This window comes from Mesorhizobium sp. M1D.F.Ca.ET.231.01.1.1, from assembly GCF_003999155.2.
Classification (GTDB): Bacteria; Pseudomonadota; Alphaproteobacteria; order Rhizobiales; family Rhizobiaceae; genus Mesorhizobium.
Genome location: NZ_RZOZ02000045.1, coordinates 1 through 758, shown reverse-complemented (window position 1 = coordinate 758; position 758 = coordinate 1). Strand labels below are relative to the sequence as shown.

Annotated in this window: 1 protein-coding gene; it reads right to left on the bottom strand. The window is 65.7% G+C overall.

All coding sequences use genetic code 11. The features are described from left to right. On the bottom strand, nt 1-758 hold a 758-nt coding region (locus tag EN874_RS32160), incomplete at both ends, for an SDR family NAD(P)-dependent oxidoreductase (protein ID WP_127428838.1).

Genomic DNA, 758 nt, shown 5'->3' with positions numbered 1-758 from the left:
GGGTTGAGCGGCGTCCACACCGGGCCCGGCGCCACAGCGTTGACGCGGATGCCCCTGCCGATGAGGTTGCCGGAGAGTGCCCGCGTGAAGGCGTGAATGCCGCCCTTGGTCATCGAGTAATCGATCAGATCCTTCGAGCCCTCGATGCCGGTGACGGAGCCGGTGTTGACGATCGCCGAACCCGGCTTCATGTGCGGCACGGCTTCCTGAGCCATGTGGAAATAACCGTAGAGGTTGGTCTTCAGCGTAGTGTCGAAATGCTGCTCGGTGAGATCGGCGAAGTCGGCCGAATGCACCTGGAAAGCGGCGTTGTTGACGAGCACGTCGAGCCTGCCAAGAGCCTTCACTGTCTGCTCGACCGCCTTGCGGCAGAAGGCGCGCTTGGTGACGTCGCCGCGAAGCGTGACGCAACGCCTGCCTTCGGCCTCGACCGCGGCTTTGGTCGTCATGGCGTCGCGATCCTCGCTGAGGTAAACGATGGCGACGTCGGCGCCTTCGCGCGCGAAGAGCACGGCCACGGCGCGGCCGATGCCGGAATCGCCGCCGGTGATAAGCGCCACCTTGCCGGCCAGCTTGCCAGAGCCCTGCCAGAACGGCGCGTCATAGAGCGGCGCGGGGTCGATCGCCCATTCCTCGCCGGGCTTCGGGTGATGCTGCTTCGGAAAAGGCGGCACCGGATATTTGCGCGCGCCGGCCTGCATGGCGCCCTCCTGCTTTGCCTTTGGCTTGGCACGGTCGATCGCATCGACCTTGCGCTG